15 protein-coding genes are annotated in these 13770 nt (G+C 61.2%); 5 read left to right on the top strand and 10 right to left on the bottom strand.

Annotated elements, in window-relative coordinates:
* Positions 1-104: 104 nt before the first annotated feature.
* Complete coding sequence (locus RBB29_RS17050; protein WP_306115519.1) at positions 105-719, bottom strand: outer membrane protein; 615 nt, start codon at positions 717-719, stop codon at positions 105-107.
* A gap of 141 nt (positions 720-860) precedes the next feature.
* Between RBB29_RS17050 and RBB29_RS17045 the strand changes: the two genes are divergently transcribed.
* Complete coding sequence (locus tag RBB29_RS17045; RefSeq protein ID WP_306115518.1) at positions 861-1397, top strand: DUF2975 domain-containing protein; 537 nt, start codon at positions 861-863, stop codon at positions 1395-1397.
* Between the two features lie 29 nt (positions 1398-1426).
* Complete coding sequence (locus tag RBB29_RS17040) at positions 1427-1642, top strand: helix-turn-helix transcriptional regulator (RefSeq protein ID WP_306115517.1); 216 nt, start codon at positions 1427-1429, stop codon at positions 1640-1642.
* On the opposite strand, the gene RBB29_RS17035 is transcribed toward RBB29_RS17040, so the two are convergent.
* The gene (locus RBB29_RS17035; protein ID WP_306115516.1) at positions 1639-2106 is read right to left on the bottom strand and encodes an OsmC family protein; all 468 of its coding nucleotides are present in this window, start codon (positions 2104-2106) and stop codon (positions 1639-1641) included. The genes RBB29_RS17040 and RBB29_RS17035 overlap by 4 nt on opposite strands.
* A gap of 70 nt (positions 2107-2176) precedes the next feature.
* Here RBB29_RS17035 and RBB29_RS17030 point away from each other — a divergent pair, with 70 nt between their 5' ends.
* Positions 2177-2737 carry an N-acetylmuramoyl-L-alanine amidase gene (locus RBB29_RS17030; RefSeq protein ID WP_306115515.1) on the top strand — a complete coding sequence of 187 codons (561 nt, stop codon included), beginning with the start codon at positions 2177-2179 and terminating at the stop codon, positions 2735-2737.
* 7 nt (positions 2738-2744) lie between these two features.
* On the opposite strand, the gene RBB29_RS17025 is transcribed toward RBB29_RS17030, so the two are convergent.
* Together RBB29_RS17025 and mgtE are read right to left on the bottom strand one after the other, a co-directional pair.
* Positions 2745-3302, bottom strand: a complete 558-nt coding sequence (locus tag RBB29_RS17025; protein WP_306115514.1) for a 5-formyltetrahydrofolate cyclo-ligase — start codon at positions 3300-3302, stop codon at positions 2745-2747.
* Entirely contained in the window at positions 3299-4714 is a 1416-nt protein-coding gene (gene mgtE, locus RBB29_RS17020; protein ID WP_306115513.1) for a magnesium transporter, read from the bottom strand. Before mgtE ends, RBB29_RS17025 begins: the two co-directional genes overlap by 4 nt.
* Before the next feature lie 134 nt (positions 4715-4848).
* On the opposite strand from mgtE, the gene guaD reads away from it, so the two are divergent.
* Positions 4849-6138, top strand: coding sequence for a guanine deaminase (gene guaD / locus RBB29_RS17015; protein ID WP_306115512.1), 1290 nt, complete (start codon positions 4849-4851; stop codon positions 6136-6138).
* A 17-nt stretch (positions 6139-6155) separates the two neighbouring features.
* On the opposite strand, the gene RBB29_RS17010 is transcribed toward guaD, so the two are convergent.
* The 6 genes from RBB29_RS17010 to RBB29_RS16985 form a co-directional block, all read right to left on the bottom strand.
* The gene (locus RBB29_RS17010) at positions 6156-7019 is read right to left on the bottom strand and encodes a carbon-nitrogen hydrolase family protein (protein WP_306115511.1); all 864 of its coding nucleotides are present in this window, start codon (positions 7017-7019) and stop codon (positions 6156-6158) included.
* A 90-nt stretch (positions 7020-7109) separates the two neighbouring features.
* Entirely contained in the window at positions 7110-7856 is a 747-nt protein-coding gene (locus RBB29_RS17005) for an amino acid ABC transporter ATP-binding protein (RefSeq protein WP_306115510.1), read from the bottom strand.
* Positions 7853-8740 (bottom strand): amino acid ABC transporter permease, encoded by an 888-nt coding sequence (locus RBB29_RS17000; RefSeq protein WP_306115509.1) that lies wholly within the window; start codon positions 8738-8740, stop codon positions 7853-7855. Before RBB29_RS17000 ends, RBB29_RS17005 begins: the two co-directional genes overlap by 4 nt.
* Entirely contained in the window at positions 8737-9483 is a 747-nt protein-coding gene (locus tag RBB29_RS16995) for an amino acid ABC transporter permease (protein WP_306115508.1), read from the bottom strand. Before RBB29_RS16995 ends, RBB29_RS17000 begins: the two co-directional genes overlap by 4 nt.
* Before the next feature lie 68 nt (positions 9484-9551).
* Complete coding sequence (locus tag RBB29_RS16990; RefSeq protein ID WP_306115507.1) at positions 9552-10385, bottom strand: transporter substrate-binding domain-containing protein; 834 nt, start codon at positions 10383-10385, stop codon at positions 9552-9554.
* Between the two features lie 4 nt (positions 10386-10389).
* Positions 10390-11295 carry a MurR/RpiR family transcriptional regulator gene (locus RBB29_RS16985; RefSeq protein WP_306115506.1) on the bottom strand — a complete coding sequence of 302 codons (906 nt, stop codon included), beginning with the start codon at positions 11293-11295 and terminating at the stop codon, positions 10390-10392.
* Between the two features lie 62 nt (positions 11296-11357).
* Between RBB29_RS16985 and RBB29_RS16980 the strand changes: the two genes are divergently transcribed.
* Positions 11358-13754, top strand: a complete 2397-nt coding sequence (locus tag RBB29_RS16980; RefSeq protein ID WP_306115505.1) for an FAD-dependent oxidoreductase — start codon at positions 11358-11360, stop codon at positions 13752-13754.
* The last annotated feature ends 16 nt before the right edge of the window (positions 13755-13770 follow it).

The raw sequence follows: 13770 nt of genomic DNA, 5'->3' as shown, positions 1-13770 counted from the left end.
TTCCGTCAGGGGGCGCGTCTCCTTATCCCGACCCCGGGCCTGAAAAACATGGATACGCATAGCCAACCCACCCGGACCGGCTATGCCGAGATCAAAGGTCCACCTCAAAACTTGCGAGAAAGGCCAATGCTGATCTGCCCGATATCGCCATCGATATCGCGCGTCCGGAACCCGAAACTACGGTCATCCACGTTCAGGTTATAGGTCACGGCCTCCGCCCTTACGGACCAAAGCTCGCTCGTGGCAAACTCCATGCCCACACCATAAGCGGCGCGGGCGATGATCTTGCCGCCATCTCCGCGCCCGGCAGAACGGACGGTTGCATCGGTAATCCCCGCACCCAATACGCCATAGAACATCACGTTATCGGTCGCGAACCCCAGCCGCACCCGCGGGCTCAGAAGAAAGCTGCCGCGAAAGCTCGTTGTGCCAAGCCCCTCGCCTCGGCGCGCACCGGGCGTCGATAACGAGGTCAAAAGCACATCCGGCCCCCAGACGAACCCGTTTGCGCTGACGAAGTTCTTGCCGCCGTAAACACCCAGCGACAGCGCATCCTCGGAATAGCGATGGATCGCCGATCGTTCCACATTGGCGGTCACGTTCTGCCCCGCGATCGCAATGCCGCCATAGAGCCCCTGCCAACGTTCCTGCGCCTCGGCTGTGGGCACGCAAAAAGCCAGCGTAATTGCGCCAGCCAACACGATACTTCGATAATACATGGTAATTCTCCGCTCATATGATAGGTTGCCAGCAAACGTCGCTGTGCTTGCATTAATTATTGTTTTACGATAATTCTTACAAGCATAATTTTAATGGAGTGCGAAATGAATCCGTCATCTTCGACGCATGATGCCAAACCAATGGGCAGTCTGACGCGCCTGTCGCGCATCGGTGTTTGGGTCAGTGCCGTGACGATCCTTCTGGCGATCGGCTCACAGGTCTATGTTCTCGTCAGCGCGCTCAGCGCGGATCAGGCTTTCGTGACCTTGCTGCTGGCCGAGCTTGGCATCACCCTGCCGGTCGACACGCTCAGCCCGCCGCAGCTTCTGCTTATCACCCTGCTCTGGATCAGTACCGATATCCTCGGGCTCTACTTCCTCTTTCAGGTGCACCTTCTCTTCCGCAGTTTCCTACGCCCGCATCTCTTTACCGCGGATGTGCAACGGCGCATGCGCAGCATCGGCTGGATCATCTTCAGCATGGCCCCGGTCAGCATCCTGTCGACCTGCATCGCGGGCATGTTCGTGAGCGTCTGGAAAACCGACGGCCTCCGGATCTCCATCGGCATCGACGGCGCCAATGTCTATGCGATCATCATCGGTCTGGTCATTGCCGCCGTTAGTCATATTATGCTCGAAGCGTCGCGCCTTTCGGATGAAAACAGGGCCTTCGTGTAAGTGGGAAGAACCGGGGAAACGCCACCGTAATGCCAATTGTCGTGACCCTTGACGTGATGCTGGCGCGGCGCAAGATGCGCTCCAAGGAGCTGGCCGAGATCGTCGGCATCACCGAACAGAACGTCTCTCTGCTGAAATCCGGCAAGGTAAAGGGCGTGCGGTTCGAGACGCTTGAAAAGATCTGCCAGGCGCTTGACTGCACCCCCGGCGACATCCTCGACTACGCCCCCGACGAAACGGATTAGCCGAACGAGTATTCCGCGGCGTAGTCTACCGGGAAATTGACCGATCGGGCGATGTAGCAGGTCTTGTGGATCTCATGATGAATGGCGTCCGCCACCGACAGGTCGGTGCCTTCCGGCACGGTGATCTGCGGGCGCAACGTGGCGCGCAGGAACCGACCGGCACCGCCGCGTTCGGTTTCGCCGACGGCCAGCGGGTCGTCTTGATAGGCGATCACCGCAATCCCCGCATCGCTGGCCAGATGCAGATACCAGAGCATATGGCACGAACTCAGGCTCGCGATCAGCAGGTCCTCGGGGTTATGCAACGTCGGATCACCGCCCAGGAGCGGATCGTTCGAACAATGGACCACCGGTTTGCCCGGCGTCTCGATGTTCCAGGTCCGGTCATACCCCTTGTAGGTTGCCGTCCCCTGCCCACGGTTCCCGGTCCAGACAACACGCGCTTCGTATTCATGTTCGGCCATGGCCCATCCTCGAATTTCGCTGAAATGGTGTTCCGTGTTAACCTATGCAGATTATTTGGAGGATTTCATTATGAAACTAGGCGTCATTGTCGGCCATACCCAAAATAGTCAGGGAGCATATTCCCCAACACTTCAGGCATATGAATACACCTGGAATTCCGACCTGGCTCAACGCATTCAAAACACCGCAACCCACCTGACGATCCGCACGTTTTTCCGTGACAACGTAGGGATTGCCGGGGCCTATCAGGCATCGGATGCCTTCGGGTCGGACATCACCGTCGAGCTTCATTTCAACAGCTCGCACAACACGTCCTCGAAAGGGACCGGCATCCTATACTGCCCCGGATCGACACGGGGTCGCAGTTTCGCAACGCTGCTCTTCGAAGAAATGGACGCCGTCCTCGGGTTTGGAGACTGGCCGCAAGGCAGCGGCGGTGTCGTGACGCCATTTCAGGCATCCGGACAGCAACGGCGCGGTGAGACCTCTTTGAAATCGGGACGCGCCCCGGCCACGCTGATCGAACCGTTTTTCGGCTCAAACCCGACGGAATGCGCCAGCGCGAATGCCAACAAGACGAACCTTGCCAGTGCCATCGTGACGGCGGCGGAAAGATACATGAACCTCTGAGGGGACCTCAGAAGGTAATCACCTCGTTTTCCGTGACCACCATGTTGAGCGGCTGATCCGTCGGTTCAAGCGGCAGGTCCGTTGCCTCCTGCGCCGCGTAGGCGAAACCGATGGCCAATGTCGGGCGCTTGCCGCGCAGCAGCTCCAGCGTACGGTCGTAGAAACCGCCGCCATAACCAAGCCGTCCCCCCTGCCGGTCGAAAGCAACCAGCGGCACCACGAGAATTTCCGGTTCGAAGAAATCGTCTACCGCCGGGATCATCGCGCCAAACGGGCCGTCCTTGAGCGCACAGCCCGGCTCCCAACGGGAGAATTTGAGCGGCTTGCCCGCCGCTTCGATCACCGGCACGCCCACCGGCCCGTGGGCCGCGGCCTCTTCCATGGCGGGCAGCGGGCTGATCTCGGTGCGGATCGGCATGAAGCCCGACATCGGCACCCCGCGATATCCCGCCAGAACACCGGACAAGAGCCCCGCGCGCCCTGCCCCGCCGGCCTCATGCGCGGCCTTGCGCCGGGCAAAAGCCGCCTTGCGCGCCGCATCTTTCCGCTCCTGCAAATCGTTCATAGCAACACCACCGCCGCCAGCCCCAGAAAGGCGAAAAACCCGACCACATCCGTGACCGTTGTCACAAAAGCGCCAGAGGCCAGCGCCGGGTCGATCCCCACCCGGTCCAGAATGACCGGAATGACCGTCCCGGCGAGCCCCGCAACGACCAGATTGATGACCATTGCGGCGGCGATCACATAACCAAGCTCAGGCCCGCCAAACCACAGAACGCCGACGATGCCCATGACCACGGCAAAGATCACCCCGTTGATGAGCCCCACGAAACATTCCCGTCGGATCACGCGCCAGACGTTCGATGAGGTCAAATCCTTCGTGGCAATCGCCCGCACCGCAACGGTCAGGCTTTGGGTGCCCGCATTGCCGCCCATGGACGCTACGATCGGCATCAGCACGGCCAGAGCCACGAATTGCGCAATCGTCGCCTCGAACTGCGCGATCACCAGCGAGGCGAGGATCGCCGTCACAAGGTTCACCGCCAGCCAGGGAAACCGCCGCTTGGTCGTGTCGATCACCTTGTCGCTCAGGCTGCTTTCGCCGACACCCGCAAGGCGCAGGATATCCTCTTCATGCTCTTCATCCAGAACCACCATCGCGTCGTCGATCGTGATCACCCCGACAAGGCGCTCGTTCTCATCCACCACCGGCGCAGAAATCAGGTGGTACTGGTTAAAGGCGTATGCCACATCTTCTTCATCCTGGGTCACGGGGATGGTGTGAAATGTCTCCTCGACCAGGGAACTCAGCATCACCACCCGGGGCGAGGCCATGATCTTGCCCAGCATGACATTGCCCACGGGCCGCAGCTTGGGATCGACCAGGATGATGTGGTAGAACTGCTCTGGCAGATCGTCCTGATTTCGCATGTAATCAATGGCTTCGCCGACATTCCAATGCTCCGGCGCCATCACTACTTCGCGCTGCATCAAACGCCCGGCGGAGTATTCCGGATAGGTCAGCGATTGCCGCACCGCCACCCGGTCGCTGTCCTCCAGGACCTCGAGAATGGCCTCTTGCTGCTCGTCTTCGAGGTCCTCGACCAGATCGACCACATCGTCCGATTCAAGCTCGCGCACCGCCTCGGCCAGAACCTCGGGATGCAGGATCTCGATCACTTCCTCGCGAATGGATTCGTCCAACTCCGTCAGCAGATCGCCGTCGAATTCCTCGCCGTAAAGCTCGATCAGGCGGCGCCGGTCAAAGGCGCTGATCTGCTCCAGAAGGTCGGCGATATCGGCCGCGTGCAGCGGCTCCATCTCGTCCCAGAGAAGTTGCTGATCGCCCAGATCGACCGCCTGGATGATCCGCGCCACCGCCTGCGGGTTCAGCAGATAGGCATCCTCATCGCGATCCTCGTCGCGCGGGTCTTCGCGGACCTCTTCGGGCTCATTCTGGTCAGTTTCGTCAGCCATGCGCCCCTCCCTTCCGCGATTGCATTGAGGATTAAAGAAGCAGCTTCGGGAAAACAATGAAAATAGGCAGATTTACCCCGTTGCCCGGGATGCGTATCCTGTCTGGCGGCACAGAAACAGGAACCCTTTGCACGATGACCCATCCCGATACGATCCTGACAGGACAAGTCCTGTCCTTCACCCGCTCGCCCTTCGATGGCGATACGGGTGGGGCGGCGGTGATCGCGGAGGCGGTATTGATGCAGGGTGGACGCATTGCCGCCACCGGGACGCGGGCCGCGCTCTCGTCGATGGTCCCCGACGCCGTGATCGAAGACCAAGGGGATGCGCTTGTCATCGCGGGCTTTGTCGATGCCCATGCGCACTATCCGCAGACCGCCATGATCGCGAGTTGGGGAAAGCGGCTTATCGACTGGTTGAACAGCTATACCTTCCCCGAAGAAATGAAGTTCAACAACGCCGCCTATGCCGCTGAAGTTGCAGACAGATACTTTGATCTGACTCTGGCAAACGGCACCACGAGCATGTGCAGCTATTGCACGATTCATCCTGAAAGCGTCGATGCGTTTTTCACCGCCGCCCAAGCCCGCGGCCAACGGGTTTTCGCCGGTAAAACCTGCATGGATCGCAACGCGCCTGAGGGACTGCGCGATACGGCACAATCGGGATATGACGATAGCAAGGCGTTGCTTGCGCGCTGGCATGGGGTGGACCGGCTGTCCTACGCGATCACGCCACGATTTTCACCCACCTCGACGCCGGAGCAATTGGCGGCAATGGGCGCACTCTGGGCCGAACACCCCGATTGCCTGATGCAGACCCACCTGAGCGAGCAGACCGATGAGGTCGCCTGGGTCAAATCCCTCTATCCGGCGGCGCGGGATTACCTTGATACCTACGAGGCGAATGGCCTACTGGGCGCGCGCGGGCTTTATGGCCACGCGATCTATCTGGAGGACCGCGAGCGCGACCGGCTGCGTGAGGTTGGCGGTGCGCTGATCCACTGCCCCACCTCGAACACGTTCATCGGCTCAGGCCTTTTCAACACCGCCGCGCGCATCGCCGAGGGGCAGCGCGTGGGGCTGGCCACCGACACTGGCGGCGGGTCGAGCTTTTCGATGCTGCGCACGATGGCCGCGGCCTATGAGATCGGGCAACTGACCGGCACTGCGCTGCATCCGGCGCAGCTTCTGTGGCTGGCGACCGCCGGGTCGGCGGAGACGCTGCACATGGGCGGCGTCATCGGCAATTTGCACCCGGGCGCCGAGGCTGACGTGATCGCCATCGACCTCGCCTCCACCCCCGCCATCGCGCAACGCCACGCGCAGGCTGACGATCTTTGGGAAGCCCTGTTCCCCACCATCATGATGGGCGATGACCGGGCGATCCGGCAGGTATGGGTCGCCGGAAGGCCCGCGCTGTAACTGCCGGTGGCGCCGCCTTAGCGAGGGTCCAGGCCGCCTGCGTAATCCCCGAGCCTGTCCTTGAGAAACGAATACGCTTCCCGCACCTGGCAGAGCGTTTCGCGATCGAGCGTGATCAGCCTGAAATCCTCCTCCCGCTCCGAAAACGCGAGCGGTGGCGTGTTTTCATCCTGCCAGGGCGGGCAGAAAAGCGAATTGCCGTAATTGGCCCCGGCGCGGTTCAGTGACAGAAAGAACACCTGGTTCTCCATGGCGCGGGTCGTGGCGAAGGGGTGCCATGTGTGAAAGCTCTCATCCCGGTAATACGCCCCGCAATGCAGGATCACATCGACCTTGCGGTCAAGCACGAGGGTGCGGGAAAGCTCGGGGATGCGAATGTCGTAGCAGATGATCGGCGACAGCCGGAAACCTTTGATGTCAAATACGAAAACATGATCGCCACGGTGAAAATACTCCTTCTCCATCGACGCGCCGTATTGCGCCAGATGGAGTTTGTCATAATGCCCGACCAATGTGCCATCCGGCCCGACCACGCCCATCGAAATGAACGGGCCGCCCGGACCCTTGCGGGCAAATCCGAAGGCCACGAAAACATCATGCGCCATCGCCACGGCGCGCCATGCCTGGAACGAAGCACCATCAAGCGGCTCCGCCATTTCGTCAAGGTTTTCAAACGTTTCCCTGGCGTAGTCGAGGCTCGACAACTCAGGCAGGACAACCAGGTCAACCGCGCCGCTCTCATCCTCCAACCGACGCCGCACCTTTTCTGTGGATTGCAGGAGATGCGCGTCCCGCTCCGAGGCCGTCGTCATCGGCGGAATGTCGATCTGACACGCCAGTAGGGTCAAGGCGTCTGCGGGTTGCGTGGTGTCGGACGTCATCGTGTTCTGCTGCCTTCTATGACCAACCCCCTGCCCTCTACCTCCGCCGATTTGCCCCTGGGATCAACACCCTGATTTTATCTGCAGAGGCTACAGGATCTGGCTCAGGAACTCCTGGGTTCGCGGATCGCTCGCCTCGGAAAAGAACGTCGCCGGCGGGCCGTGTTCGACAATCACACCCCGGTCGGTGAAATAGATGTGATCCGCCACCTCGCGGGCGAATCCCATTTCGTGGGTCACGAGAATGCAGGTCATACCCTCGGCGGCGAGATCCTTAATGGTGACAAGCACCTCCTTGACCGTTTCCGGATCAAGGGCCGCGGTCACCTCGTCAAAGAGCATCACGTCCGGGTTCATCGCCAGCGACCGGGCGATGGCAACACGCTGTTGCTGACCGCCGGAAAGCTCGCCGGGATAGCTGCCCTCCTTACCTTCAAGCCTCACCTTCTTGAGCAGGGCACGGGCGCGGGCCTCGACCTCGGCCTTGTTCTGCCGCAGCACCTTCAGCGGCGCCATCATCACGTTTTCCAGCGCGGTCTTGTGCGGGAAGAGGTTATATTGCTGGAACACCATCCCGACCTTCTTGCGCAGCTCGAGCTTGTCAAGATCGGGGTCATGCACCTCCTGCCCTTCCACGGTGATCGATCCGCCCTGAATGTCGTTGAGCGCGTTGATACAGCGAATGAGTGTGGATTTGCCCGACCCTGAAGGCCCGATGATGCAGATCACCTCGCCCTTCATCACGTCAAGCGACACGCCCTTGAGCACTTCGAGATCACCGAATGATTTATGCACTTCCTTGAGCGAGATGATGGGTTGATCGGAGGTCCAGGTCATAGTTTCACCGCGAATTTGCGCTCCAGCCGGATGGTCAGGCGAGCAATGGGGTAGCAATAGAGGAAGAAAAGAAGCAGGGCGAAGCCGAAGAAGGGCACCAGCAATTCCGGATGGTTGTCTTCGGATTCCATTGCCTGCCGCGACAAGGTAATGAGCTCTTCGATCCCCAGCAGGCTGCAGAGCGGCGTCGCCATGGTCAGGATCGCGTACCAGTTCATCCAGGGCGGCAGCATGCGCTTGTAGCATTGCGGCAGGATGATCTGCCACAGCACCTGCCGGCGCGTGAAGGCAAGGCTTTCGGCCGCCTCCCATTGCGCCGTGGGGACCGATTGAACGGCGCCGCGCACTACTTCGGAGATATTGGCCATGACCGGCAAGCTGAGCCCGATCACGCCCTTGATCCAGTCGGGAATGCGGACCGACGTGCCGAAGACCGAGATCTCGAACGGGAAGGCCAGAAGCACGATGAAAAGGATCACCAGCCAGGGGGAGTTGCGGAAAAGCTGCGTGATGAACCAGGCGAAGGCGCGCACCGGGCGGTGCAGCGATATCTGCCCCAGGCCGAGCGCCGCCCCCGCAACCGTGCCAATGGCCATCGCCAGAAGGGAAATCAGCACGTTGAAGAAGAACCCGGATTTGATGAGAAACGGCATCCAGCGCCACAGCGCCTCGAACGCCTCGGCCGTGCTATAGCGGCTTTGCGCGTAAGCCAGCGTTGGCCAGATCGCCATGACCATCAACACCAGGAACGGCGTCCACCACGGCAGGTTTGCGACCCAACGGGTAAAGATATAGCCATCCGGCACGTGTTTTTGCACGTCAAACGGTTTGAGGACCGCCATCCCGCCCGCCGCGGGCGCGTTCACGCCTGGAATGCGTCTCATGTGCCATACCCCGGGATCTTCATCGACCGCTCCCACCGCGACATGCCGAAGACCAGGATCGCGACCAGGATGATATAGGCAAAGAACAGCATCAGCATGGTGGGATATTGCGCCGATGGATAGTCATTCCAGATCGAGACTGAATGATAGAGCAATTCCGGCACGGCGATGGCATAGGCCTGCGTCGTGGTTTTGACCAGATTGACAAGGTTGTTGTTGAGCGCGGGCAGGCAGACGCGGAATGCGAGCGGCAAGACCACGTAGATATAGGTCTGCAGCCGCGAGAACCCGAGCGATTCCGACGCTTCGACCGTGGACTCCGGTACCGCTTCGATCCCGGCGCGGAAGATCTCCACGTTGAAGGCGCCCGCGAAGAAACTCAGCGATATGACCGCCCAGCCGACATTCGAGATGATCGGCTCGACCGTCCAGCCATCTTCGCCGGTGACCACGGGTGTGAACTGCCCAAGCGCGAAGTAGAAGAAGAGCAATTGCACCAGGGGCGGCGTATTGCGGAAGAACTGGATGTAACCCTGCACAATGGCGCGGACGATGGCCGAGCGCGCGCCCTGCATCCAGGCGCCGACAAGGCCGATGAGCACCGAAAAGATCAGGCAGAGCACGCTCAGCTTGATCGTCATCCAAAGCCCGGCCAGCACCTTGCCCTGCTGGCGATCGTCATACATCCAGATGAAATTCCAGCGTGGCGCGTCGGCCGCCAGCTCGCGAAAGAAATCTTCCATTCAAGTATCCCGGGGCTGCCTGCGCCCACCCGAAATACCAGGAGGGCGCGATATTGCTATGAACCGGTTTACTCGAGCCAGTCGCCGTAGCGTTCGTTCTTGTCGGCGAGGTAGGCGGTGGGCTTGATGCCCCATTTCGCCTCAAGCTCGATCAGCGTCCCGTCGCGGTGCCAGTTATACTGCATGCCCGACATGAAATTGCCAAAGACGCAGTTCACCTCGTCCAGCGGCACGGCGAGACCCCAGGGGTTGTCGTCCTCGGAATTCAGCGGCATTTCGAACTCGTCCCAGTTGCCTGAGCTCAGGTCAGACCCGATCGAGCTGTCGTCATAGACCCAGGCTACGCATTTCTTGTCACGCAGCGCCTGCTTGGCCTCGGCATTGCCGGTAAAGGCCACGATTTCAACGCCATAGCGTTCTTCGACGATCTGGTTATAGAATGCACCCTGCTTGCCGCAGACCTTCTTGCCGCTCAGGTCTTCCCACTTGCTGAAGCCCAGCGCCTTGGGCGCCATCACGTTCGTGCCGGAGGTGTAATAGTTCGGCCCCGGGATGCCCACGATTTCGCGCCGGTCGGCCCGGTCGGACATGGTGGCAATCATCATGTCGATCTTGCCCTGCTCCAGGAACTGCATCCGGTTCGACGATTGCACCGGCACCAGTTCGACATCGACGCCCATCTTGGCCGCCACATCATTGGCCATGTCAATTTCCATGCCGACAAGGTTGCCGTTTTCATCGCGAAAACCCCAGGGCTTGTAGTCGGCCTTGACGCCGATCACGACCTTGCCGCGTTCCATCACCCTGTTCCACACCTCGTTGGTACATTGGGCGCTGACGCTGCCGGCGGCCATCGCGGCGAGGGCAATCCCGCTCACCGTTGAATTAATGATATTTTTCATAACTTTACGCTCCCTTGTTGCTACCGGGTTTATCCCGCCAGTATTCTCCTAATTTGTGATTTTGCCGTTCGACCGCGGCAATTCGTTGCTGTGCCTCGTTGCCTTTCATCTGAATAACCATACCGATAATCGCCTCGAAGAAAACCATGGCGGCGACATGGGACGGGAAGAACTGGGGGCTTTCCGTACCGATGCAAAAGCAATGCCGCGCATGTTCGGCAACCGGCGACAGGTGATTGTCGGTGAGCGCCAGAAGCGGCGCGCCCTGCTCCGTGATGGTGCGCGCAAGCCCGATGGCCTGCGCGGCGTAGGGCTCGATACTGAACACGATGCACGCATCCTCGGGGCCCAGATCGGCAAGATCGCTGGCCAACCCGTGCCCCCCGCCCCCCGGCACCATCCAGCCCGACAGGGACATGTTGGCCAGGTACATCGCATAATCGACAATCGGCCGTGCGCTCATCACGCCCAGAAGGGCCACACGCCGCGCCCTGACCAGCATCTGCGCCGCGGCCTCAAGCGCCTCTAGATCGAGATTTGCAATCAAGTCCTCGGTGTTGCGGATCGTGGCCGCCGCGTGGCGGGCAGCGAACCCGGCATCCGAGGTGTCCGCCTCGACCAGAAGCTGCGCCTTTTCCGCAAGCACCGTCCGCTTGTTCAGCACCTCCGCGCGGCAGGTTTCGCGCAAATCATCGTAGCTCTCATAGCCGATCGCATGGGCCAGCCGGGTGAAGGTCGGTGCCGAGAGGTTTGCCGCGCCCGCCACGAAACGCTGCGACCGCGTTGCGATCTCGCCGGGGTGCTCCACCACATACCGCGCCGCCTTGCGCAGTTGCGGGCTGAGTGACTGGAGCTTGCCTGGCGTCAGCTCTTTCAGTTTCGACCGTGCCACGCCGCGACTATGTTGCATTCGTTTCATTCATGGGTATGACTGAAACATACGATACACGAATCGTCAAGACGAGGGCCGCCATGTCCACTCCCCCCCTTCCCGCCCAGGCCAGCGTTGTCGTGATCGGCGGCGGCATTATGGGGTGTTCGACCCTCTACCACCTGGCCAAGATGGGCGTTGGCGATGCGGTCTTGCTGGAACGCAACCGCCTGACCTCAGGCACCACATGGCATTCGGCGGCGCAGGTTCGCGCGCTCCGGCATTCGCGCAACCTGACGCGGATGATCCAGTACTCCGTTGATCTCTACAGCCAGCTTGAGATGGAGACCGGCCAGAGCGTCGGCTGGATTCAGAAAGGGTCGCTGTCGATCGCCACGACCCCCGACCGCCTGACCCATATCAAACGGCAGGAGGCGCTGGCCCGTGCTTATGGCATCGCCGCCCATTCCATCGGCGCGGGTGAGGCCAAGGAACGCTGGCCGCTGATGAACGCCGATGATGTATTGGGCGCGGTCTGGTCGCCAGAGGATGGGCGCGTTTCGCCCAGCGATGTCTGCGCCGCGCTGGTCAAAGCCGCGAAGGGGCTTGACGCCGAGATTTTCGAGCAAACCGGCGTGACCGGCATCCTGACCGAACAGGGCCGCATCAAGGGGGTCGAAACAACGCAAGGCACGGTGATGTGCAACGCGGTGGCGCTTTGTGCCGGGCTTTGGTCGCGGGAGGTGGGTGCGATGGCCGGCGCGGAAGTCCCGGCACATGCGTGCGAACATTTCTACCTGCTGACCAAGCCCATCGACGGGATCACCGGCAACATGCCGACGCTTAGTGACCATGACAGCCATCTCTATATCCGCGACGACAGCGGCGGCCTGCTGGTGGGCTGTTTCGAGCCAATGGGGAAGGCCATTGCGCCGGGTGTTCTGGATGAGAATTTCGAGTTTGGCTTGCTGCCCGAGGATTGGGAGCATTTCGAGCCGATGATGGAACTGGCGCTGCACCGCCTGCCGCCGTTGGAAACAGCCGAGGTGAAGATGCTGCTGAACGGCCCCGAGAGTTTCACCCCCGATGGCAGCTTCATGCTGGGCGAGACCGCCGAGACGCGCGGGCTTTTCCTCGGGTGCGGGATGAATTCGGTCGGCATGGCCTCGGGCGGCGGTGCGGGCATGAACCTGGCCCATGCCATCGTGCATGGCCACACGGCGTATGACCTGACCGAGGCTGACGCCAAGCGATTTGCGCCCGTCTTCAACTCGCTTGATCACCTCATGGCCCGGGCGCCGGAAATCCTCGGGACGCACTATGACATCGCCTATCCGGGCAAGCAGCTTGCCACCGCACGGAACCTGCGCGCCCTGCCGCTTGATGCTGAATACCGCCGGGCGGGCGCTCATATGGGGCAGGTCTATGGCTGGGAGCGGCCGCTTTACTTCGGCAAAACCGCCGAGCCGGTGTTGCGTTTCGGCCGGCCCGACTGGTTTGAAAACGTTGCCGCCGAGGTCATGGCTGCGCATCAGCGGTCTGCGGTTTTCGACGCCTCCTCCTTCGGCAAGATCGACGTAACCGGCCCGGATGCCGAGGCGTTCCTGCTGCGGGTTTGCGCCGGTCACATGGCCCGCCCGCCGGGATCGGTGATCTACACCCCCGTCCTGAACGACCGGGGGACCTATGAAAGCGATATCACCGCGCAACGCATCGCGCCGGATCATTACCGCCTCTTCACCGGGACCAATGCGATCAAGCGGGACCTGGCCTGGTTCCGCCGCCATGCCGACGGATACCGGGTGACGATAGAGGACAGCACCGAAATCTACGCGGTGTTGGGGCTGATGGGACCGGATGCGGCCCAGATCGTTGCCGGGCTTGGCGCGGCAGACCTGGCGGACCTCGGGTATTTCAAGGTCGGTGCTGCGCATATCGACGGCAAACATGTACGGGCCGCGCGCCTCTCCTATATCGGCGAGGCGGGATGGGAGATCACCTGCCTGGCAGAGAACGCCCCGTCGATCTATGCCGCGCTGACTGATGCGGGCGCCACGCCCGCGGGCCTCTTTGCCCAGACCTCCATGCGGATCGAAAAGGGGTTCTGCGCCATGGGCCATGAGCTTGACAGCGACACGCCCCCCATCAATGCCGGTTTGACCTTTGCCACGCGCAAATCGGGCGGGTTCATCGGATCTGAGGCGTTACAGACCGATGAGGCGTCGGGCGCCACGCCGCGCATCCGATCGCTTATGTTCGAAGATCTTGCCGCCGTCCCTCTGGGTCACGAACCCATCCTGTGCAATGGGGAGAGCATCGGGCAGACCACCTCCTGCGCCTTCGGGTATCGTGTGAGGCGGCCGGTGGCCCTCTGCAGTCTCTCGACGCCTCTCGCTGACGGTACGATCGTCGAAGTCGACATCGCCGGCGACCTCTTCAAGGCGGTGGTCACCGTCGGGCCGCTATTCGACCCGGATGGCAAGCGGATGCGGCCCTGACGTCGATATGCCCCGG

The sequence above is a fragment of the Roseovarius sp. MMSF_3359 genome, from assembly GCF_030733385.1.
Taxonomy (GTDB): Bacteria; Pseudomonadota; Alphaproteobacteria; order Rhodobacterales; family Rhodobacteraceae; genus Roseovarius.
This window is presented reverse-complemented; position numbering and strand designations above follow the sequence as displayed.

Coding starts and splice junctions, on each gene's coding strand:
- RBB29_RS17050 (WP_306115519.1), bottom strand. CDS start 719: ATGTATTATCGAAGTATCGTGTTGGCTGGCGCAATTACGCTGGCTTTT.
- RBB29_RS17045 (WP_306115518.1), top strand. CDS start 861: ATGGGCAGTCTGACGCGCCTGTCGCGCATCGGTGTTTGGGTCAGTGCC.
- RBB29_RS17040 (WP_306115517.1), top strand. CDS start 1,427: ATGCCAATTGTCGTGACCCTTGACGTGATGCTGGCGCGGCGCAAGATG.
- RBB29_RS17035 (WP_306115516.1), bottom strand. CDS start 2,106: ATGGCCGAACATGAATACGAAGCGCGTGTTGTCTGGACCGGGAACCGT.
- RBB29_RS17030 (WP_306115515.1), top strand. CDS start 2,177: ATGAAACTAGGCGTCATTGTCGGCCATACCCAAAATAGTCAGGGAGCA.
- RBB29_RS17025 (WP_306115514.1), bottom strand. CDS start 3,302: ATGAACGATTTGCAGGAGCGGAAAGATGCGGCGCGCAAGGCGGCTTTT.
- mgtE (WP_306115513.1), bottom strand. CDS start 4,714: ATGGCTGACGAAACTGACCAGAATGAGCCCGAAGAGGTCCGCGAAGAC.
- guaD (WP_306115512.1), top strand. CDS start 4,849: ATGACCCATCCCGATACGATCCTGACAGGACAAGTCCTGTCCTTCACC.
- RBB29_RS17010 (WP_306115511.1), bottom strand. CDS start 7,019: ATGACGTCCGACACCACGCAACCCGCAGACGCCTTGACCCTACTGGCG.
- RBB29_RS17005 (WP_306115510.1), bottom strand. CDS start 7,856: ATGACCTGGACCTCCGATCAACCCATCATCTCGCTCAAGGAAGTGCAT.
- RBB29_RS17000 (WP_306115509.1), bottom strand. CDS start 8,740: ATGAGACGCATTCCAGGCGTGAACGCGCCCGCGGCGGGCGGGATGGCG.
- RBB29_RS16995 (WP_306115508.1), bottom strand. CDS start 9,483: ATGGAAGATTTCTTTCGCGAGCTGGCGGCCGACGCGCCACGCTGGAAT.
- RBB29_RS16990 (WP_306115507.1), bottom strand. CDS start 10,385: ATGAAAAATATCATTAATTCAACGGTGAGCGGGATTGCCCTCGCCGCG.
- RBB29_RS16985 (WP_306115506.1), bottom strand. CDS start 11,295: ATGCAACATAGTCGCGGCGTGGCACGGTCGAAACTGAAAGAGCTGACG.
- RBB29_RS16980 (WP_306115505.1), top strand. CDS start 11,358: ATGTCCACTCCCCCCCTTCCCGCCCAGGCCAGCGTTGTCGTGATCGGC.